General features: G+C 41.9%; 19 protein-coding genes and 1 pseudogene. 17 read left to right on the forward strand and 3 right to left on the reverse strand.

The window, feature by feature from the left end; genetic code table 11:
• Window positions 1-317 precede the first annotated feature (317 nt).
• Window positions 318-713, forward strand: coding sequence for an RNA 2',3'-cyclic phosphodiesterase (gene thpR / locus AC1DOK_RS18885; RefSeq protein ID WP_477555868.1), 396 nt, complete (start codon window positions 318-320; stop codon window positions 711-713).
• Between the two features lie 417 nt (window positions 714-1,130).
• Here the strand turns inward: thpR and AC1DOK_RS18890 are convergent, their stop codons facing one another.
• Window positions 1,131-1,790, reverse strand: coding sequence for a cysteine hydrolase family protein (locus AC1DOK_RS18890; protein ID WP_477555869.1), 660 nt, complete (start codon window positions 1,788-1,790; stop codon window positions 1,131-1,133).
• A 255-nt stretch (window positions 1,791-2,045) separates the two neighbouring features.
• Here AC1DOK_RS18890 and AC1DOK_RS18895 point away from each other — a divergent pair, with 255 nt between their 5' ends.
• From AC1DOK_RS18895 to AC1DOK_RS18930, 8 genes are all read left to right on the forward strand, one after another.
• Window positions 2,046-2,585: a GNAT family N-acetyltransferase gene (locus tag AC1DOK_RS18895; RefSeq protein WP_477555870.1), complete on the forward strand. Its 540-nt coding sequence runs from the start codon at window positions 2,046-2,048 to the stop codon at window positions 2,583-2,585.
• Between the two features lie 186 nt (window positions 2,586-2,771).
• Window positions 2,772-3,320 (forward strand): AAA family ATPase, encoded by a 549-nt coding sequence (locus AC1DOK_RS18900; protein ID WP_477555871.1) that lies wholly within the window; start codon window positions 2,772-2,774, stop codon window positions 3,318-3,320.
• Between the two features lie 242 nt (window positions 3,321-3,562).
• A complete protein-coding gene (locus AC1DOK_RS18905; RefSeq protein ID WP_477555872.1) occupies window positions 3,563-4,027 on the forward strand; it encodes an SMI1/KNR4 family protein in 465 nt (154 codons plus the stop codon).
• A 254-nt stretch (window positions 4,028-4,281) separates the two neighbouring features.
• Window positions 4,282-4,998, forward strand: coding sequence for a DUF5071 domain-containing protein (locus tag AC1DOK_RS18910; RefSeq protein WP_477555873.1), 717 nt, complete (start codon window positions 4,282-4,284; stop codon window positions 4,996-4,998).
• Window positions 4,999-5,194: 196 nt separating this feature from the next.
• Entirely contained in the window at window positions 5,195-5,812 is a 618-nt protein-coding gene (locus tag AC1DOK_RS18915) for an alpha/beta hydrolase (protein ID WP_477555874.1), read from the forward strand.
• Between the two features lie 127 nt (window positions 5,813-5,939).
• A complete protein-coding gene (locus tag AC1DOK_RS18920; protein ID WP_477555875.1) occupies window positions 5,940-6,497 on the forward strand; it encodes a hypothetical protein in 558 nt (185 codons plus the stop codon).
• Between the two features lie 60 nt (window positions 6,498-6,557).
• A complete protein-coding gene (locus tag AC1DOK_RS18925; protein ID WP_477555876.1) occupies window positions 6,558-7,064 on the forward strand; it encodes a DinB family protein in 507 nt (168 codons plus the stop codon).
• 215 nt (window positions 7,065-7,279) lie between these two features.
• Complete coding sequence (locus AC1DOK_RS18930; RefSeq protein WP_477555877.1) at window positions 7,280-8,146, forward strand: AraC family transcriptional regulator; 867 nt, start codon at window positions 7,280-7,282, stop codon at window positions 8,144-8,146.
• A 140-nt stretch (window positions 8,147-8,286) separates the two neighbouring features.
• On the opposite strand, the gene AC1DOK_RS18935 is transcribed toward AC1DOK_RS18930, so the two are convergent.
• The gene (locus AC1DOK_RS18935) at window positions 8,287-9,672 is read right to left on the reverse strand and encodes an MFS transporter (RefSeq protein ID WP_477555878.1); all 1,386 of its coding nucleotides are present in this window, start codon (window positions 9,670-9,672) and stop codon (window positions 8,287-8,289) included.
• Between the two features lie 114 nt (window positions 9,673-9,786).
• Between AC1DOK_RS18935 and AC1DOK_RS18940 the strand changes: the two genes are divergently transcribed.
• The 8 genes and pseudogenes from AC1DOK_RS18940 to AC1DOK_RS18975 form a co-directional block, all read left to right on the forward strand.
• Complete coding sequence (locus AC1DOK_RS18940) at window positions 9,787-10,674, forward strand: LysR family transcriptional regulator (protein ID WP_477555879.1); 888 nt, start codon at window positions 9,787-9,789, stop codon at window positions 10,672-10,674.
• Between the two features lie 356 nt (window positions 10,675-11,030).
• Entirely contained in the window at window positions 11,031-13,493 is a 2,463-nt protein-coding gene (locus AC1DOK_RS18945; RefSeq protein WP_477555880.1) for a GH39 family glycosyl hydrolase, read from the forward strand.
• Between the two features lie 326 nt (window positions 13,494-13,819).
• A complete protein-coding gene (locus AC1DOK_RS18950; RefSeq protein ID WP_477555881.1) occupies window positions 13,820-15,208 on the forward strand; it encodes an MFS transporter in 1,389 nt (462 codons plus the stop codon).
• 280 nt (window positions 15,209-15,488) lie between these two features.
• Window positions 15,489-16,409 (forward strand): alpha/beta hydrolase, encoded by a 921-nt coding sequence (locus AC1DOK_RS18955; protein ID WP_477555882.1) that lies wholly within the window; start codon window positions 15,489-15,491, stop codon window positions 16,407-16,409.
• A gap of 42 nt (window positions 16,410-16,451) precedes the next feature.
• Complete coding sequence (locus tag AC1DOK_RS18960; protein WP_477555883.1) at window positions 16,452-16,823, forward strand: hypothetical protein; 372 nt, start codon at window positions 16,452-16,454, stop codon at window positions 16,821-16,823.
• 392 nt (window positions 16,824-17,215) lie between these two features.
• The gene (locus tag AC1DOK_RS18965) at window positions 17,216-19,351 is read left to right on the forward strand and encodes a DUF5054 domain-containing protein (protein WP_477555884.1); all 2,136 of its coding nucleotides are present in this window, start codon (window positions 17,216-17,218) and stop codon (window positions 19,349-19,351) included.
• Window positions 19,352-19,478: 127 nt separating this feature from the next.
• Complete coding sequence (locus tag AC1DOK_RS18970) at window positions 19,479-19,628, forward strand: hypothetical protein (protein ID WP_477555885.1); 150 nt, start codon at window positions 19,479-19,481, stop codon at window positions 19,626-19,628.
• A pseudogene (locus AC1DOK_RS18975) lies at window positions 19,615-19,797 on the forward strand (aspartate-semialdehyde dehydrogenase); the annotation flags it as partial. The gene AC1DOK_RS18970 and the pseudogene AC1DOK_RS18975, both read left to right, overlap by 14 nt.
• 56 nt (window positions 19,798-19,853) lie before the next feature.
• On the opposite strand, the gene AC1DOK_RS18980 reads toward AC1DOK_RS18975, so the two are convergent.
• Entirely contained in the window at window positions 19,854-20,066 is a 213-nt protein-coding gene (locus tag AC1DOK_RS18980) for a hypothetical protein (RefSeq protein ID WP_477555886.1), read from the reverse strand.
• Window positions 20,067-20,069 lie beyond the last annotated feature (3 nt).

Here is a 20,069-nt window from a genome sequence, read left to right on the forward strand (position 1 = left end):
TCCTATATAGTACCGGCTGCCGTGTTAGAGAGGTACAGAAGATCAACATTGAAGATCTCAATTAGGAGAATTGCTCAGCAATTGTAAATTGCAAGGGATCCAAAAAAAGAGAAGTTTACTTCACCACTGAATGTAAAGTTTGGTTGAAGAAGTACCTGGTCTTCTGGAAACCGGGGTGGATAGCTACTCCGAAAGAAGAACAAAGAAGGGTTCAAGCTGGACTCGTAAGTCGTGAGAGTTGACAGCCCTTGATTACAATTAATTCCCTCAATTCTAGGGAAAACTAGAATTGAAAATTAATTATGAGGGGGCAAAAAATGAGTACCGAATCACTACGCTTATTCATCGCAATTCCGATCGATGAAAGATGGAGAGAACAATTGACCGAACAATCCATTGCGCTGCAATCAACCCTGCCTTTTCAAAAATGGACACACCCTGAAGATTATCATATTACGTTGAAATTTTTAGGTGATACATCAGTGAGTCAATTGCATCAGATTGAAAAGATACTCGTTAACGTTTCTGAAAATACCTGTCCATTTGAATTAACTGGAAAAGGGTGGGGGATATTTGGTAATCAAGCTGCACCAAGTATTTTGTGGGCCGGTGTGGGAGGCGATCTGAATTCACTAAATAATTTGCACATTAGAATAGATGATAGCTTGGAGGAACTTTTTCCAAAAGAAAAACGAAATTTAGCCCTCATTTAACAATAGCGCGCCGCTATAAAGGGACAGTTCCATTATCAACTTCATTTGAGAAATACTATCCTGACACCACAGATTCGATCATAAACTGGTCGGTTAACGAGATTAAGCTTTATCAAAGTCATTTGCAGAAAAAGCCAATGTACGAAGCTATAGCCACTTATATACTTGGCAAAAAAGGTTGAGTGAAATTGTATGATGGTATAGACAGGTATGCATGGAAAATTGGATAACAATAGTAAAGCGGGATCGCCGGCTGTAGTCAGTGCTGGGGATTCCGTTTTCTTTGCTAAACCGAGGGACGGGCAGATTAGCGTGGTATAACGACTGAGAGTTAACTTCTTGGAGCAATAGCATAAGCACTTCTTTGATGGAGCATGTGCTTTACTGGATGACTCCGAGTTCCCTGTCCTCGGATCGCTAGTATGGATGACTAAAATGTAACAGATTTACTTTTGTTAAAGTGGCCCGGTTTCGGGTTCCAGGGCTATTTATCATATGCCAAGTGGTATACTGTTCAGCATAAGGATTGAGAGCTGACATTCCATCAACTGGAATAATGACATTGTATCCCCGGAATGCAGCACTAGTGGCTGTATGAAGGACTGCGCCATTAGCTGCATAACCAGTAATCAGAACGGTTTTAATGCCATGATCATTCAATATTTGTTCTAAATCAGTTTTGTAGAACTTATCAACGTTTGATTTCACAACAGGATCACTTGACAAGGGGGCTATCTGCGCGGCAATATCCGATAGGCTTCCCGTATGTGTAAGGCTATAGACGACAAGCATGCCACATTCACGACTTCTCGCCAATAGTTGATTGATTTTAGAGATGGAGGCAATACAACGAGGATTATTACATATAGTGGTCTCCATATCCAAAACTAGGAGTGCACTTGTTTTGGGGTCCACTGAAACGGATTGCAGCTGAGGTGGAGGAGGAGTGGGAACAGCGTTCCATTCATCGATGATAGTTGAATCCTTTCTTTCAGTGTAATAGTTCACACGTAGCCAGTGACTACTTGGCATGCAGTATTCACGCCAAACACAGTACTGGGGACAATAATAGTTCATCCTAATCCACCTCTGGGCCGATTATTTGATAATAGATTATGTTCGCGGCTAGGAAAAGGTGTGGCCGAACCGTTTTAAGTATAGTCATGCCTATTCCAAAAATCATTGAAAGAAGACGTGTACAGATTTAGGACGACGCTGCCGACAATGGATCGGTAGCCTCGCTACGCTAACGGGAGGATAGTTCAAAGAAGGAATGTACCATCCTGATGTAGAAAAGGGTAAAAACAAATATATTGGTATTGGAGACGTAATTTGAAGATAGAAAAAGTATATGAATATGATATAAGTAATGAATTAGAAGCAAGAATACAAGAATTATTAATCGATAGTTTTCCAGAAGTATATCCTAAGAGTAGAATTTATTTCAAGCAATTACCGCATATTAGATTTCTAGCTTTCAACCAAGAAAGTCAGCTCATAGGACATGTTGGATTAGATTACAGGGTGATGAATTTAAATGGGAAACCCATAAGAATACTGGGAGTAATTGATTTATGTGTTTCACAAAACAATCGCTCCCAAGGACTAGGTTCAACTCTGCTTTTAGAAATTGATAAGTTTTCTGTGGGACGAAATATTGACTTTATACTTTTATTTGCAGATAACATGACCCTATATTTGAAAAATGGATATAAACCGGTGAAGAACAGATGTAAATGGTTGAAAATTGATGATGGAACTCAGTTGACGAATGGAATAGGCTTTGAGGCAATGAATGAATTAATGATTAAGGAAGTAGGAAAGACCGATTGGAGTAAGGGGGATCTGGATTTTTTAGGCTATCTTTATTGAACTAACGGGTACGATAGTTCAATAGTGCAAGGGTTGCTAATTGGTAGCAATTTGTTCAGCTAACAGACAGAATAGCTCAATTTCGTGAATACTCTACTTACGGAATTATTTACGAAGTTCGTGAATATGACGTTATCGGAAATCGGTGCAAGTATATAAAAGTCAAAGTGAAAGCGGTGACGTAATATGTTAAATGAACATCCTAAGATCATTTTAATCACAGGTATTATGGCAAGTGGAAAATCGACAGTTGCGCAAATACTTGCCGAACATCTCGAGAACTCAGTTCATTTACGAGGGGATATCTTTCGTAAAATGATTGTTAATAATCGAAGAGAAGTAAGCCCGGACACAGAAGAGGTCGAGTTGGAACAATTGAAACTTCGATATAGACTTGCAGCACAATCCGCAGGTCTCTATTTTGAAGCAGGGTTTTCTGTAATAGTTCAAGATGTTGTAATTGGTCCAATGTTAGAAGACTTCATATCATACGTCCATAACCGTCCTTTGTATGTAGTCGTTCTTTGTCCAAGTACGGACACTGTAACACTAAGAGAAGCTATTAGATCGAAGAAAGGATATGGTGTTTGGACAGTTGAAGCATTGAATAGTGTACTACTAAATGAAACACCTCGAGTTGGAATGTGGATTGATTCTTCAAACATGACACCTGAAGAAACAGTTTTTGAGATATTGGCAAGATTAGATAATGAAGCAGAGTTAATAAATAAATGAGAATAGTTAATAAGCTATTTCAAGGAAGGAACTGACATCCGATAACAATGCATTCACGCATTGCATCCTTACGGCTGCTTGGTCGCCAAGAGGCATTTCGGTGAAGTGATTCAGGCGACAACCCTGCGAACCTAACCGCGTCGCGGCCGCCCCTTTGGGGCTAAAGGTTCTCGGGTTCGTGAATGCGGGAACGTTATGTGAAACTCCAGAAAAAACTATATTAAAGATAAAGGAACGAAAGTATGCTCAAAGAAGATATTGTAAAAACATTAATTGAAAATAATATAGCAACGAATAGCAATCTTATTGGTTGTTCAGAAGAAGAAATTCAATTACTGGAACTTAGCATTGGTAATGAATTTCCAAAGTTCTATAGAGAGTATTTATTAGCGGCTGGACATTCAGCAGGTGATCTTTTTTTAGGGACTGATATTACATTTTCAATACTGAAGGAAATATCAGAAGAAGCCAAGTTGTTACTTAATGAAAACGAAGAAGAATTTACTATGCCTTACGATGCGTTTGTATGTTATATGCATCAAGGTTATATTTTTGGTTATTTTAGGTTCTCTGAGGGTGAAGATCCGCCCATCTATGAGTATTTTGAAGGAAAAGGTAAACCTAATAAGGCATGGAATAATTTTAAAGAATTTTTCAATGACTCACTAACAATTACAATAGAATTTAATAATCAGAGGGCTAAATAAATATTTTGATTGTATCTCAATGATGTCTGGAACATCATACAACATCGTATTCACGCTGCGGTAACTGACGCGACCTTGCTCCGCCCGAGGCAATTCTGGGAGATGTGTCAGGCGGACACATCCTGCGAGGATAAGTCTTCGACCCGGCAGCAAAGCCTTAAGCCTCTCGGGTTCGTGAACACAGAAACGTTCGGCGAAATTCGACAAATGCAAATTGTAGGTGATCTAATTGCAAAGAAATTAATAGATTAATAATGAAGCTTTCATGGGAAAGTTCAGTTGAAGAAAAGAATAGTGCAATCGAAACTTTGCTCTTGATTGAGGATCAAGATATCCATCTCCTTCTTCAACCACTTGGTAAGGGTTTGTGGGATGGTGCTGCGGAGGTAATTACAAAACTTGGTTATCCAAGAATTAAAGTGATTCTCCCTGGGCTACTGGAATGGTTACAAGATATGAATTGGCCTGGAGCTGCGCAGATTGCTGATCTAATAAGAGAAATTGGAGATCCAATTGTCCCTTATATTAAAACTGTACTAAAACACCATAAAGATGATGAAGTTTGGATCTATTGGCTATTCGAACTTTTCATTGATGATTGGGATAAATTGAATATTACTCAAATACAAGAAGAACTAATCGAAATTTCGAATGGAAAGGTTAATGATTTAAGAGCAATAAACATTTTGTTCAAACATAAGATCATTGACCTAAAGGAAGTCACACGCCAATTAACAAATAAAACTAAAAATATATTAGATGAACTTGCAGAACTCGAGAAGAAATACAATGGAGTAGATTGTATTGAATTAGATCGTGGTTTTAATGAAGTCTTATTTAAACCAGAGTTATCACGAAAGTATTATGAAGAAAACAAAGCGTTATTTTCATACTGTAGATACAAATCACATTTACAAGAATACTTAAGAGAAGTTGAAGAGTTGAACAAGGAAGTGTCGAACTTCGCCTAACATCTTATCTACGCTGTGGGGCATTCGCCCCTATGTTCGTAAGAAGGGGTATGCAAGGAAGTCGAGTCAGCGGACAACCCTACGAGGCTAAGTCTTCGACCTAGTCGCTACGCTCCTTTAAGCCTCTCGGGTTCGTAGATACAACAACGTTAGACGGAAACCACTGAAGAGATTTTTAATGAGAGAGGTGTCCATGATGTTCTTTAATAAGATTACTGTTCCCTCATATGGTGGGAAAGAGTTAAATCAAAAATATATAAGCAATAATAATTCTTCATTAGCAGTCTTCTTTCCCGGTCAAAATTACTCCTGTGAAAAACCTTTATTGTATTATGTTATGAAATCAGCAATTGCATCTAATTATGATGTGTTATTGCTTGAGTATGGTTACCAAGCTGCTAGGTCAGATTTTAACACAGAAGATGTAGATGCAATTATTAATGAAAGTTACAATTCAATGTCTGAGATAATGAATAATTACGAAAAAATAGTTTTTGTTAGCAAGAGTTTGGGAACATACATAGCTGCAAAGGTTGCAACACAAATTGAAGAAAATGAAATAAAGCATATATTTTTAACTCCAATGAAAGCATCGATTCCTATGATTAAAGACTTAAGGGGAATAGTAATATGGGGGACGGCAGACAAGATTATCAATGAGCAAGATGTTATTCAACTTGAGAAATCCACAACAGTTTTATTACATAAAGTCAATGAAGCAAACCATGCATTAGAGGTTTTTAACATAGTTGATTCTTTAGAAATCATGAAATCAATTGTAAAAATTACTGATCATTTTTTTAGTAGTAATTAAGGACTATTTGAAAGTAGTTCTATGAGACTTCGTCTAACACCGTTTTCCTGCCTCGTCGCATACGCTCCTTGGTCTACCCGAGGCATTTCGAGGGAGTGGAATCAGGCAGACAACCCTGCAAGGCTAAGTGGCGGAACCACCCAGTCGCTGCGCTCCTTTAAGCCTTTCGGGTTCAGGAACACACAGAACGTTATATGAAACCTGTGCAAATATGAAAAATAAGAAAGATGGAAGTGATCTATTGATATACACAGATCTTATGGAATTTAAAAGCATATTTTTATTAGGGTTAACTGAGCCTGAAGAGAATTCTTTAAGACTCTTCTTCAGTAGAAGTAAATCAGTTCCAGAACCATTTTCTATTGGCGATAAAGTTTATGAAAATGCTCAATCAATTGAAATAGATGAAGATTTACCTGTTATACAAGTAGATTTTGAGACTTATATAGGATATTCAATATTAAATGAAAGCTATACATCATGGGATGATTATCAAAAATTCGAAGGAAAGTCGTTCAGATTTTATAGTAGATCTAGATATTTAGATTTCATTAAAGTTGGAACCTTTGCTACTGAGGACTATCCTGGTTCTTTTGCGCATTACGGCATGGTTTGTTTAAATCATATTGTTGATATTGTTTCTATATCTAATCCAACAATAAAGGAAGTTCACCGAAACCCATAATATGTTTTACAACAACGCTATAGGAAATATCCACAAAAAATTAAAGAAAGGGAGTTTTCCATGGAACTTCAAGAAATCATTTTTAATTTAAAAGAAACAAGGAATGAATTACTAGGAATTCTTAATGGATTGAATGGAGATCAATTAAACCAACGGAGAGACCCACACAGCTGGAGTATTAGTCAGATATGTCAACATTTAAGTAAGACAGAAGAATTATATGTCGTAGCAATAAAGAGAGGATTAAAGAGCAATGAAGATTCATTCATCGAGAATAAACCATTGGAATTTCTACTTGATAGAAGTAAGAAGTTAGAAGCTCCTGAAATCGCTAAACCAACTGACGAAATTTTAGATTATCAACAAATCATTGTGAAGCTAAATAATTCAAGAGAGAAGTTATTCGAAACATTAAATACAGTAGAAGACCCTTCAGTGCTGAGTAGAAGACAATTCATACACCCAGTCTTTAAAGAGATGTTATTAATTGAATGGGTTCGATCACTGTACTTGCATGAACAAAGACATATTAAACAAATTAATGAAATTAAAGAATATGATGTGTGACATAATATGCCAAGTTTGTTGTGGAGAAACAAGAATATGTATGCATTAGGAGTCGCTCAGTGCGGCTTTTTGTTTTAAGGATATAAGTTCTTGTGTAAAACTCAGGGTAAGAACTTATATTCTTTGCCAAATAAATCTGTCCATTCAAGGCAGAAATTGACCAGATGCAGCAGGCTGTTTCGGTTATTATCATTATAGGGAGTGATCAAGCATATATGAGTTGGGTTGAGTCAATGCAGAAGGCTATACAGTATATGGAGAAAAATTTGCTTGAGGATATCACGATTGAACAGATTGCGATGCAGGCGCATTCGTCACCGTTTCATTTTCAGCGCACGTTTTCGATTCTAACAGATATGACTGTTGGTGATTACTTACGTCGGAGACGGTTAACGTTGGCTGCCCATGAGCTTGCAACCTCTGATTCCAAAATCATTGATATCGCCCTCAAATATGGCTATGAAACTCCCGAGGCTTTCGCGAAGGCTTTTCGCAAGCAGCATGATTTATCACCTAGCGATGTGCGGAATCATATCGGGAAGCTTAAATCTTATAATCGCCTGGTCATCCAGGTGAATCTGAAAGGAGCAGAACCGATGAATTATCGTATTGTTGAACGCAGTGGCTTTAAAGTAGTAGGTGTGAAACGGGAATTTTCCACGCTAAATGGAGAGAACTTTGTTGAAATCCCTTTGTTCTGGCAAGATGCGAATAAGGATGGCACTACTGATCACCTCTTTAAGATTAACAACGGAGACATCAAAGGCGTACTTGGCGTATGTGTTGACAAGAACAATATGGGGAAGATGTTAGAGGTTATCGACTATTGGATCGGTACAGAGTATATAGGAGATACGCCGGAACCATTGCATGAGTTGGACATTCCTGCCTCACGTTGGGCTGTATTCGAAGTTCGGGGTCCCATGCCAGACGCTATGCAAACAACGTGGAAAAAGATCCTCTCTGAATGGTTTCCCTCTAATGCCTATGAGCACGCTGGCACGCCTGATCTAGAAGTGTATTCGGATGAAGATCCATCCAGTCCTGACCTATACTCAGAGATCTGGATTCCTGTGAAATAAAAGCATGAAAGAGACGATACCTAAAGCTATTAATGAACTGAGACCCGAAAGATTAGTGGCACTTTTTTTAAAGTGTCCATCTTTCGGGTCTCAGTTCATACCGACCATCGATGGCTCCTTCTAATTTGAACTTGGTGAACCTACGACTCTTGCAATTGCCCTGACTCCCGGCGCCTCCGACTCATGAATACCAAGGACAATGCAATTACCGTGAGGATAATCCCAAGCACTCGAAATCCCTCGAAGCTGAACTTACCTCTCATAACGATGCTTATGAGCAATGAAGAGAGAATGGTTCCCAGGTATCTTGATGTATTAAATAATCCCGATGCTACACCGATTATTTCTTTCGGTGAACTTTGGAATAAGGCCGCTTGCATACCGACACTGTTCAACCCATTGCTAATACCGAATGCTGCTAACGCCAAACAGCTATTTATAACCGGTGAAGTTTGATTCAATGTCACGAGCCACACCGACCCAAATGTCATCAGAATTGCGGACACTAACAATGCCGGCCTGGGTCCTGATTTATCGATCCATCGTCCTGCTAGTGGAGAAGCAACGAGCGAGCACAAGCCTAAACTTAACATAAGAATTCCTGTATGGAATTCGCTGACATGACGTACCATTTGCAAATAGGAAGGAAGCCCGAAAAAGAGCGAGTAAAAAAGAATGTTAACGAGCATGAATTCGATATTGACCCAAGTCATCGCAGGATATTTGGCGAATGTGCGTAAAGGAATAAAGGGTGACGTCGTTTTTAATTCATGTCGTACGAAAGCCACAAGTAGCATGAGGCCTATCAGTCCAACAATGACATTTAATAATGAGATATGCCCAGATGTTTTTACTGAGAGTAAGGAAGCGAGCAGAGCAATCAGACCCACTGTGAAGAGCAGGATCCCTAACGCATCAATCAAATTAAACCATTTACGAAAGGACATGCCCCGTGCAACGGATGTTGGCGGTTCGTCATTAGGAATAGTCCTCCAAGCCAATATAAAGCTCGCCACCACAAACGGAATATTGACGAAAAAGATAGCAGACCAATCCCATAAGTAGAGCAAGACCCCGCCAATAAACGGACCAATTGCTGCCGCTCCTGATAGGAATATGGACAAAACAGACAGCGCAGTCGCTTGTTTCTCTGTAATATGAATTCGAACAATGGCCATTCCAACTCCAACCATCATGCTTGTTCCGATGGATTGCACAATGCGGAACACGATGAGCCACCCGAAATTTGGTGATAATGGAGCTAATATTGATGCAATGAAGGCTACAACAAGCCCGGTAAGAAATATCTTCCTGCGACCGAACAAATCGCTGGCCTTTCCCATGACAGGTTGAGCGACGCTACTTGCAATGTAAAAAGAAAAAATAATCCAGGAAACACCTGTAAAGTCAAGTTTGAACACATCCTGCAGACTTGGAATAGCAATAGAAACCATCGAAGAATTTAATGGGTTCAATAGTATCCCTAGACCAACTGAAATCATTAACCACCAGCTACGGGCATTCATTTTTGAGTTCCCCCCAAAGTGTATTGAGGTCATCGTACTCGAAATCGATTATTTATTCCAACGCATTTTATGTTATGATTTCATTGACTTGAAGGAATGAATGGAGGGTGCAAAATGGAACTTCTTCAACTGCAATATTTTATCGCAGTAGCTCGATTGGAACATGTGACCGAAGCTGCACGTAGTCTGCATGTTACTCAATCGTCACTCAGCAAAACGATTCAACGCTTGGAGGAGGATCTAGGTGTCCCTCTATTCGATCGTACAGGGAGGAAGCTGCGATTGAATGAGTTCGGAAGCAGATTCCTTCACCGTGCGGAAAGGGCTTTGTTTGAATTGGAACAGGGGAAGCAGGAGATCAGCGATTTGTCCAGCCCGGAACATGGCACACTCGAATTGGCGGTGACGACCGCAAGCACGTTACCCAATATCCTTCGAGAGTTTCGGAAAAAGCAGCCCTATATCCAATTTCATGTGCAAATGCTGACCACGCAGGAAATGGTTACGCTTCTTCATAGAGGAGAAGTCGATTTCTGCTTGTCCTCACCTCCAATAGAAGGGGAGGACATTGAATGTCAAATTGTGTTCATCGACCCCATCCTTGTAGCTGTTCCAAAGGGGCATCGGCTTGCAAACCGAAGCAGCGTATCCTTGACAGAACTAAGGGATGAATGGTTTGTCGGTGTAAAGAGAGGCTACGGTACTCGCGATTTAGTGGACTCTGTATGCAAATCGGCTGGATTTGTACCTAAATATGTGTATGAGGGAGATGAACCCGCAAGGCTATTCACTCTTGTGGAAGCAGAAATTGGCATTGCTTTCATACCAAGTACGGCAAGGTATTCACAGGAGCATATCCATTATCTTAAAGTAGAGGATCACGAATTGGTACGGGAGATAGCTTTATTATGGCACAGGAGTCGGTACATTTCGCGGGCTGCTATGGAATTCCGTGAGGTAGTTTTAGAATATTTTGGGGCTATATCCAAACAGACAATTTAAACATGCTGCACCACTGATACTGATTCTATTTGCGGAACAAAACAGGCGTAACCAATAAAAAGGATTCGAGTGATCCTGAGGAATTTTTATTGCGTGGAATCGACATTTTCACATTGACTGAGAAACTAGAAAAGTGGGGAATTTTAAAGCTCTTTTCGACCACAAAAATCCGAATACTCCAATAAAATAGTGAGAATATCTCCACCTTCCTTAGAGCTTGGAAATATCCGAATCAGCATGCCACCTGACAATTGGTGCACTGGGGTAGATTAGCTCATAGTTCCTGCTCGTCATCATCAGCATCATTATCGCGCTTGGTTATCTGTCCATTAAGATACATGCATAGGAGGGTAGACATGCAAAAAAAACCACTATCAGCCTCGGAATTTCGGTTTTCGATGAACCTCCCTGACGACGCCATCGCTTCCTGGCATCAGGAACTAGAGATGGTATACATCTTGCACGGAACTGGGGTACTGCAGCTGGATGAAAATCAGTTTGCCTATGAAGTTCGGCAGGATGACATTATTGTATTGAACAGCTATCAACTGCACAGCTTGGAGATGCAGGGTTCGGGCAAGGCGCTTTCGTTATTCATCTCGCCCGAATTTTTAGCGGCCTTTTGTCCTGAGATCGATAGCATTGTTATCGAGTGCAAATCTTTTCTGTACCCGAAGGAGGAGCAGGAACGCTTTAATGTACTCCGCAGCGAGTTTGCCAGTGTATTCCAGGCTCAGTACAAAAACGAATCTCGTTTGCCTATATTGCTGCGCAGCCGTGTAGGGGTACTGCTGAACAACCTCGTACATAATTTTTCAGAGCAGCACAAGCATACGGATCCGAGCAGATCCTCAAGCAGGGAAAGGTTACGCAAAGCCACCGATTATATCCACCGACATTATCGAGAGAATATTACACTGAGCGGACTAGCCTCTGCTATCTATTTAAGCAGCTCTTATCTGTCCCATTTATTTCAGAAGCAGCTTGGCCTTACTTTCACTGCCTACCTTACGAATGTCAGGTTGAGTCAGGCAGTGGCTCTGCTTCGTAGTGAAAGTACGATCACAAACATCGCCTCAGAAGCTGGATTTCCAAGTGCCAACGCGTTGATCGACGCCTTCAAGAGACGCTATGACATTACACCAGGGCAATACCGTCGTGATAATGAGCATAATGCAGCTGAGCCCAAGGAGAACGGTACAGCAAGTGAGGAGGGGTTCTCGACCGATTTCTCTTCACTAATGCGGCATTTGCGACAACCCGAGCAATCCGTTGTACGGCCAGAGGTCAACGAGGTGCATGATCTTCATGTGGATACTAGCCGTAAGATTCGAACGTTCAGCCATAATTGGCGGACGTTGATAAATGCAGGATATGCCAAAGACCTGCTGAATGGCGCGGTGCAGGCGCAAATACGAAAAATGCAAAAGGACATTGGTTTTCGCTATATGCGCTGCAAAGGTCTTTTGGACGATGACATGATGCTGTATGTCAGTAAACCGCCTGGCAGAGTAGATTATAACTTTGTTTATGTAGATGAGGTAATCGATTTCATGCTTTCTGTGGAGTTAAAGCCTTTTGTGGAATTTAGTTTTATGCCTTCTGCATTAGTCAGGGAAGCCGTAATTCCTTTCAAGCGGCCAAGCATTATTTCTATGCCCGCGAATTTGGACGACTGGCTCTCCCTCGTGACCTCACTTATACGGCATTTCATTGACCGTTATGGGATTGGAGTAGTGCGGGAATGGATGTTCTCTCCCTTCATGAGTCCAGAGTTTGCGGGCTATGGCCTGTTTACATTGGAAGAATTCGGGGTGATTTACCGAGAGACTAGCCGCGCGATCCGCTCTGTCGATCCGCAGCTGCATATCGCTGGCCCAGGATGCAACATAGATTCGAGTGATTATATTAGCGAGTTTCTTGTGGCTTGCAGCAAGGATAACTGCATGCCTGACACACTGGCTCTGCGTGCTTATCACAGCATATTACCCGATCAGGAAGACGCAGGCCTACAGCTCATGGCAGAGGATGAAGCTTTTCCTCTTGCGGCAAGCGGTGATGAACAGTTTTTGGGACACTCTTTGCACAAGGTCAAAAAATTACTGCGCCAAATCGGCTTTGGTAATCTGCCCGTGATCCTCGACGAGTGGAGCAACAGCATCTGGCAGCGTGATTTGTGCAACGACACCTCCTACAAATCTGCTTTTCTTTTCAAAAACATTCTGGAAAACTACGACCAGTTCGATGCTTTGGGATACTGGACGCTGAGCGACCATATGGAGGAGATCGTTCCCTCGGCGGATCTGTTTCATGGCGGGTTTGGCTTATTCACTCGCGGTGGACTACCCAAAAGCAGCTATCGCGCTTTACAGCTGCTACGGTATACGGGCAGCAGCCTGGTAGCTGAGGGTGACGGGTATTTCATTACTTCCTCTAAAGGCGAAATACAGATATTTATATATAATTATTGCCATTACGATACACTGTACCGGTACCGTCATACCACTCATTTGACCCAAACCGAACGGTACAACGTGTTTAATATACGCAATACACATCAGTACCATATTCGTCTGGACGGCTTAACGCCGGGTGTTTATACGGAGCGGAGGTATTCGGTAGGTCCTGCTGGGGGAAGTACCTTTGACGCATGGCTGAATATGGGTGCGCCTAAAGAAATGCGTCCTGAAGAATTATCTTATCTTGAAGGTCGATCCCTGCCGCTATTTCAAATGCGGTCGCAGCAAGTGACAGCGAAGCATGTGGTAAACGCTGTTGTCCAGCCGCATGAGGTGCAATTGATTCGACTAACTCCATAAACAAGAAATGTCTTAATAACGAGGATGACCAAGGTGTCGTCCTTGTTATTTTTGTTTTTTATATCGTATTTTTGCTCTTGATCATAAAAATGGAACCGCTTTCATTTAAAGCAATAAATCAAATGTATAACGAAAGAAACAATTAGATATTTTTCCCAAGATTCCAATCCTATAATTGAGATATGGCAAATCCAATTCAATATGCCATATCAGCTTTGAATGATATGCCGCTTCGCAACGCATCTATTGATTCCTGATCATTCTTTGCATCTTCCACCAAGACATACAAACAAATGAACGTTTGAATGTAAAAGGAGGAAATACATATGGCGATCGAGACGAAACTGAATGCACCTTTGATGAACAAACAGTATGCAGAGAAAATTGGGATTGGCGAAAAATTAGCTTATGGTGGAGGTGATTTGGCCAGCAATCTCATTTTGGTACTCACCTCTACATTTGTCACCTTCTTTTACACCGATGCTCTTGGCCTTAACGCCGCTATTATCGGCACGATTATGATGGTATCGCGCTTACTGGACGGTATCACGGACGTGGTGATGGGTTTTGTCCTAGATAAAACCAGATCCAAGCACGGCAAAGCACGTCCCTGGATGCTATGGCTGGCGATACCCATAGCAATTGCGACCGTACTGGCGTTTATGGTTCCAAATATTGGTGTCGTGGGTAAGTATATTTATGTGTTCATCACGTATAACTTGGTCACCACATTCTTGTACACCGCCATCAATATACCCTATGGTGCACTCACCTCACTGATGAGTCGCGATCAGGACCAGCGGATGATAATCAATGTTTTCCGGATGTTCATGGCGCAGGTTGGCGCTCTGGCCATCAACGCATTCACACTGCCTATGATCAATGCCTTGGGCGGCAGTTCAAATCAGAGTACCTGGATCATTGCAGCGATTATCTACGGGATTATTGCAGCGGCTTTATTTCTTCTGTGTTTTGCCAAAACCAAAGAACGAGTGCAGATCACGAATGAAAAAACCAAAGAACAGCTTTCTTTTGGGCGCTCACTCAAGCTCTGCATGAAAAACAACTACTGGCTCATGCTCGTGGGCGTCTGGATCGCCATGGCAGTGGGTATGAGCCTCAGCATGTCGGTCGGTACTTATTACGCTAAGTATGTGCTGGGCGATGAGAACATGGCGGGCTATCTCATAGCACTTACTATTGTGCCTGTGCTGATATGTATGCCCATGGCTCCTGCGCTGATCCGTAAATTCGGCAAACGCAATGTAGCGCTAGTCGGGAGCATTATTAGTCTTGCGGGCCAGGTGTTGATGCTGATAGATCCAACTTCAGTCAGTTGGCTAATGCTGTGCTCCATCATCAAGGGGGTTGGTATGACCGCACTTACTGCTACACTGTTCGCGATGATAGCCGACACCATCGAATACGGCCATTGGAAGACGAAGGTAAGAGTGGAAGGTATGCTGTATGCCACCACAACCTTTGGAGCGAAAGTAGGAGCAGGAGTAGGTGGTGCGGTAGCCTTAGCTATCTTGGGTGCAGCAGGATATGACGGACTTCAGGCAGTGCAAATTTCAAGCGCTCTGTCTGCTATCGAGACTTTGTACCTGATTGTGCCTATTCCTTTTTTGGTACTGATCCCAGTTATCTATTCGTTCTACAAACTGGACAAAATCTATCCTAAGGTAATGAGCGATTTGGAAGAGCGCGGATAGACGAACAAGAATCAAAAATTACAGCCATTCGTCCGAGCGGAGTAAGTGAAAAGGGTGGATGGTTTCGACATTCGAAAGGAGTATCAACATGGTACGCAAATATTCTGAGCAACTTCTTAAGGCTATTACTGAAAAGCAGCATGTGATTCATGAAAACGGACTGGAAATCCTGATTAAGCCCATCCCTGAGACCGATGAGCCTGGCGTGCTGGATCCACGCTTCTACGCGAGTATGGCGCCAATGCTGAAAGGTTTCAAGGGCATGGTGATTAAGATGATGATGAAAGGGAGTAAAAAGAAAAATATCCAGAAAAGTGCTGCTCAAACGCGCCGAATGATGAATGGCGTGAAAAGCATTCCGATCACTGAGGGCGTTGATGTGAAGCATGTCACCGTACAGAACGGCGATGTAGCGGTACCTGTACGTATTTATACCTCACAGAAGAAGATGGAAGGTTTGCAGCCAGTGTACTATTACATACACGGTGGAGGTTTCGTGGCTGGAAGCCCCGAAGTAGTGGAGGAAATGTGCAAGCTTGTAGTTGCGAATACCGGCTGTGTATCGGTTCAGGTTGATTACCGCCTAGCTCCGGAAAACCCATACCCTGCCGGGCTCGACGACTGCTATGCGGTGTTGAAGTGGATATATGCCCATGCCGAAGAATTTAACGGTGACCCGCATCGCATTTGTATCTCCGGCGATTCTGCTGGTGGCAACCTAGCTACGGTGTGCGCGATGAAGGACCGGGATGAGGGAACCCAGATGGTGAAGGCACAGGCACTACTATATCCAAGTGTAGACGCAGCAGGTATGGTGGGACATATGCAACGCAGAGATGTTTATGAAATATCCCCGTCTCAGGATAAAACGATCCGTTCGCTACTGGATATGTTTAGCGGTGGGCTCGGAAGTGTCACACTAGGCGAATATTTGGGAGTACCCGATGATACAATCCCGTATGTGAGCCCGATGCGAGGAGATTTGAAGGGCATGCCGCCAGCCATCATATTGTTCGGCGAATATGACTTTTTGCGTATAGAGAATGATGCTTATGCCTTAAAACTGCAGGAGTCGGGCGTAAAAGTAAAAACGGTGCGGTATAAGGGGCTATCCCATGGGTTTGCCGATCAGGTAGGTGTGACTCCACAAGCGGAAGACAGCTTGATCGAAATTGGAAAATTTATGATGGAGAGTGTGTGATGAGAACATCCAAAAGCTAAGACGCTTGAAGGAGTTTCTCCTATGGGGGCGCAGCATGCTGCGTACACGACACTATCGAACGGTGATTTCATCGTATCCGATGAAGATTTCGCGAGCTTATACAGTAAACCGTTGCCACCTGCTTTACATCAGCCTGGAGATCGATATACGCTCAATTCTACCCTTGGTGAGATTGCTGCCACCAATACAGGTAGGGCCATAATCGAGCAGATACAGCAGCAAATGGGCGCGATGGTGAACACAGATGGGGACGAAACAATGGGCCGCTTGATGCAGCGCATCATGGGTGAACTGCCGGTCCGAGCACTGGCTATGTTCAGCGGTGGCGCCATGAGTCCTCACCAGATCCAAGGGATAGTGGATGCAATCAACTACGAAGTTAACCTTTCTTAATAAAAAATGGTTTAGGCAAACTGGTATCCTAATTCCATGGATGCCAGTTCTGTTCTGAACATCCTATAGTTTAAAATATAAAAAATACATATTTTTCACAAAAGTATATATAATTCACTTTTCCTGAGACATTAACAATGGTAAAAATAAGATAACTCTAAGTGAAAGTGTACATGCTTTTAATTAAAAACTTCGGAAAAAGGAGGTTGAAAGAATAACATTTTGCGGTATCTTATGCATACTTGATCGAGTCTCATATTTCCACTATTCCAACCACAACATGATATCGCTTACTCTTATACTTCCATTGTAAGCTCGGATAAGCAATATCAAACCGGAAGGATGGGGAACTTCACTTCATTAACACTAAGATCAGTAAAGGAATGAATATAATGAAAAACATCGAAACGGTTCATGTTGTATTTAAAACTCATCTCGATATAGGATTTACGGATTTAGCCGAAAATGTCATTCATACATATATGGATCAATTTATACCGAAAGCGATCGAATTAGCAGAGCAATTGGCAGCAGATCTAGACGAACCGGCCGAATTTATTTGGACGACAGGGTCTTGGTTAATTGATCGCTACTTAAGACAAGGTACGCCTGAAAATCGCAAAATCATGGAGAATGCAATTGCACGTGGTTATATCACCTGGCATGGCCTGCCTTTCACGACACATACCGAACTGCTTGATGATTCCTTATTCAACTATGGGTTATCGATTTCTGAGCACTTGGATCAACAATATGGAAAGAAAACAATCGCTGCCAAAATGACAGATGTTCCCGGACATACGCGAGCGATTATCCCACATATGGCACGAAACGGTATCGAGTATTTGCATATTGGCGTTAACGGTGCTTCCAAGGTTCCGAATGTCCCCGAGTTATTTGTATGGAGAGGTAAGGACGGATCAGAGTTAATTGTCAACTATGATGCAACATATGGGAGCACGATCGAGCTAGAAGGCCTGAAGGATGTAATGGTGTTCGCACATACGGGCGATAACAACGGACCACCTTCCATCGATGCAGTCAAGCAGCAGTTTGCCTATTTACAGGAACAATATCCAGGTGCGGTCATTCGGGCTTCAACTATGGATGCGTTCGCCAAGAAGCTGTTGCCTTTTAAAAGTCAGCTGCCTGTCATCGAAGAGGAGATTGGAGATTCATGGATTCATGGTGCTGCTTCTGATCCAAAGAAAGTGGCACAGTATCGGGAGCTGCTTCGGCTCAGAACAATGTGGCTCTCTCAGGGACGCCTCCATAAGGATACGAATGAATACTATAATTTATCAGACAAATTATTATTGATTGCTGAGCATACTTGGGGCATGGACGAGAAACTATACTTAGCTGATTATCAGAATTATTCGAAAGATTTGTTTGCAGCTGCTCGTGAGGCCGATGTTGTTACGTTTGCTAGCGTCCCAGCGAAGTATCTATATATCGGTTTATTTGATTTCGATTTAGACAACTTTTCATTAGAGCAATTATCAGCTCTTACAAATCGTCAAAAATCTTATCGATACTTTGAAAGCTCTTGGAAGGAGCAAAGGGATTTTGTATATCAAGCGATAGAAGCATTAAGCGAGGATAAGAAAGAGGATGTTAGACAAGCTTTTCATGCCTTAGAACCAGTACGAAGTACAGAACTGTCAACTCAAGATGCGATCATCCCTGGGACAATGAACCAATTAGGTTGCTTTGAAGTGGCGTTTGATTCTGATGGTTCGATCACAAAACTAATAGACCGGAATGGGAAAGTATGGGCAAATGAGCAGCATCGTCTCGGTGTATACCGCTATGAATCATTTGGATCTGAAAACTACCAAACTTGGTTTGAGCAATATGTATCAAATAGTGATAAAACTTATATTTGGTCAGATGGTGACTTTGGCAAACCGGGAATAGAGTTGAATAGGCCAAAGCCTACTCATGCAATATATTCTCCACAGAATGTGGGGATGACTGTCGAGCGAAATCAAGCTTCAGATATCGTTAGGATACGGTTGCAAATGCCATCTCATGCAGTAAAGGAAGCAGGAGCTCCAGCTGAGTTGGAGATAGAGTGGCTGTTTCCCAAGCATCTTGAGAAGATCGAAGTAACCTTGAAGTGGTTTGATAAACAAGCGAATCGTTTGCCAGAGGCTGGCTGGTTCAGTTTCGCTCTAAACACAGACAATCCGAATCGTTGGTTAATGGATAAAATGGGTGAGAGGATTTCACCGCATGATGTAGTAAAGAATGGGAATCGAAATCTTCACGCCGTTAATACAGGGTTGCATTATAACAGCGCTGATGGAATTGCAACAATCGAAACCTTGGATGCCCCAATTGTATCACCAGGTGAAGGCAGATTACTGCAATTCGACAATACGGTTCCTTCACTGGATGGAGGTTTTCATTTCTTACTTCATAATAATATATGGGGTACGAATTTCCCGATGTGGTATGAGGATGACGCTGTGTTTAGATTTACGTTGACATTAACTAGTACGCAATCTGAACGTAACAAGTGAGTTGCCACGATCATGGATCAACAATAATGGATTATTTTAGTGTGTATTATGATGTTTTGAAGTTAGTTGGAAGTCATTCGAGGATGTTAAATGAAACTCCTTTGTAAGTGATATATACAATAAGGAATTGCTGCTTGTCATTGAAAATGGATCGTCCAAACAAGTGACCTCACTTCCATTGAATGACGGCGGGTACTCACCTAAGCTTCTGCTGCAGGATCTTACCTTTGACAAAGTGGCAGATATAATGGTAACTGCAGATGCAGACGAAACTTGATCGTGACATTGAGCGCTGTATGGGAGTTTCGGTTGGCAGATTGCGTGAGAATTCCATATACGATTATAAATTTGTAGGTCTATCCCATAATACATTACGTGGAGCAGCAGGCGGTGCTGTTCTGATCGCCGAACTGCTTAAGGCAGAAGGGTACATTCAGGCAAAGTAACGATATCATAAAAGGAGCTAAACTCTGCATGCAGCTTAGCTCCTTTGATTTGTAAATTATTGAATGAAAAAGGCTATGATCCCTATAATTATACACAGGATTCCACTTAAGAATTGTCCTAGTCCAGAAGCTTGCCCATTCAATAATAAATTGAAAATATTTTTTCTAGTTTGGGTCTTTCCTACGTATGCATCATCCGTTTTCATTCTGTATCTCCCCCATAAAACCAAGACTACTCCAAAAAGTATAAGCAATAATTTTAAAGCCATATA

The organism is Paenibacillus sp. P5_B5, assembly GCF_056400365.1.

What these genes read in the sequence shown, in the direction of transcription:
- AC1DOK_RS18910 (WP_477555873.1), top strand. Translation starts at nt 4,282, where the DNA reads ATGAAGCTTTCATGGGAAAGTTCAGTTGAAGAAAAGAATAGTGCAATC.
- AC1DOK_RS18900 (WP_477555871.1), top strand. Translation starts at nt 2,772, where the DNA reads ATGTTAAATGAACATCCTAAGATCATTTTAATCACAGGTATTATGGCA.
- AC1DOK_RS18960 (WP_477555883.1), top strand. Translation starts at nt 16,452, where the DNA reads ATGGGGGCGCAGCATGCTGCGTACACGACACTATCGAACGGTGATTTC.
- AC1DOK_RS18890 (WP_477555869.1), bottom strand. Translation starts at nt 1,790, where the DNA reads ATGAACTATTATTGTCCCCAGTACTGTGTTTGGCGTGAATACTGCATG.
- AC1DOK_RS18980 (WP_477555886.1), bottom strand. Translation starts at nt 20,066, where the DNA reads ATGGCTTTAAAATTATTGCTTATACTTTTTGGAGTAGTCTTGGTTTTA.
- AC1DOK_RS18955 (WP_477555882.1), top strand. Translation starts at nt 15,489, where the DNA reads ATGAAAGGGAGTAAAAAGAAAAATATCCAGAAAAGTGCTGCTCAAACG.
- AC1DOK_RS18965 (WP_477555884.1), top strand. Translation starts at nt 17,216, where the DNA reads ATGAAAAACATCGAAACGGTTCATGTTGTATTTAAAACTCATCTCGAT.
- AC1DOK_RS18950 (WP_477555881.1), top strand. Translation starts at nt 13,820, where the DNA reads ATGGCGATCGAGACGAAACTGAATGCACCTTTGATGAACAAACAGTAT.
- AC1DOK_RS18930 (WP_477555877.1), top strand. Translation starts at nt 7,280, where the DNA reads ATGAGTTGGGTTGAGTCAATGCAGAAGGCTATACAGTATATGGAGAAA.
- thpR (WP_477555868.1), top strand. Translation starts at nt 318, where the DNA reads ATGAGTACCGAATCACTACGCTTATTCATCGCAATTCCGATCGATGAA.
- AC1DOK_RS18925 (WP_477555876.1), top strand. Translation starts at nt 6,558, where the DNA reads ATGGAACTTCAAGAAATCATTTTTAATTTAAAAGAAACAAGGAATGAA.
- AC1DOK_RS18915 (WP_477555874.1), top strand. Translation starts at nt 5,195, where the DNA reads ATGTTCTTTAATAAGATTACTGTTCCCTCATATGGTGGGAAAGAGTTA.
- AC1DOK_RS18945 (WP_477555880.1), top strand. Translation starts at nt 11,031, where the DNA reads ATGCAAAAAAAACCACTATCAGCCTCGGAATTTCGGTTTTCGATGAAC.
- AC1DOK_RS18940 (WP_477555879.1), top strand. Translation starts at nt 9,787, where the DNA reads ATGGAACTTCTTCAACTGCAATATTTTATCGCAGTAGCTCGATTGGAA.
- AC1DOK_RS18905 (WP_477555872.1), top strand. Translation starts at nt 3,563, where the DNA reads ATGCTCAAAGAAGATATTGTAAAAACATTAATTGAAAATAATATAGCA.
- AC1DOK_RS18935 (WP_477555878.1), bottom strand. Translation starts at nt 9,672, where the DNA reads ATGAATGCCCGTAGCTGGTGGTTAATGATTTCAGTTGGTCTAGGGATA.